This is a genomic window from Streptomyces sp. 4F14, from assembly GCF_048159485.1.
Taxonomy (GTDB): Bacteria; Actinomycetota; Actinomycetes; order Streptomycetales; family Streptomycetaceae; genus Streptomyces.
In genome coordinates this window covers 1-699 of record NZ_JBLRVY010000082.1, presented here as the reverse complement: position 1 = coordinate 699, position 699 = coordinate 1, and the positions used below count along the sequence as shown (strand labels likewise).

Annotated in this window: 1 protein-coding gene; it reads left to right on the top strand. The window is 70.1% G+C overall.

What is annotated here, in order from left to right:
- Positions 1–699 (top strand): HEAT repeat domain-containing protein (locus ACLZOT_RS49690; RefSeq protein WP_416975943.1); only part of this gene is annotated, 699 nt, incomplete at both ends.

Below are 699 nucleotides of genomic sequence, written 5' to 3'. Positions count from 1 at the left end.
GATGTACGAACGCGCGGTCGAGGACGAGCACTACTACCCCCGTCGCACCGCGCTCACGTTTGTGGTCAGCCGCTGGCTCCAGGAGTCGGGGACCCGTGAACTCGTCCTGTCCCGCGCCCTGAACGACAGTGACGAGACGGTGCGCGATGCGGCACTGGAGATGCTGGCGACGCACTGGCCTACGGATCCGCGCACACTTGAGATCGTGCGCGCCCGCGCCTCCGACGACGACAAGTGGGTCGTCCGGCAGAAGGCGCTGGACCTGCTCGTCGAGCACTGGTCCGAGCGGCCCGACACTCTGCCCCTGCTGCGAGCACGCTTCCACGCCGACCGGGCCGAACCCCTTCGCAGCGGCGTCATGGGACAACTCGCCCAGCACTACCGGGACGCCCCCGACACCCACCGGCTGATCCACGACCAGACCATCGAGGCAAGCGCCGCGACAGTCCGCGACACCGCGCTCAGCCTGCTCGCCCAGCACTGGGGACCGGAACCCCGCACACACCGGCTGATCCTCGACCGCGCCACCGCCGACGACGCCCCGGCACCCCGCCGTACCGCTCTCGCCCTGCTCGCCAAGCACTGGCGGAGCGCCCCTGCCACCCACGCGCTGATATTCCAACGCGCCACGGAGGACCCGCACGAGGACGTCCGAAGCCTCGCGATGGACCTGCTCAACGACCACTGGTCCGGCGATCC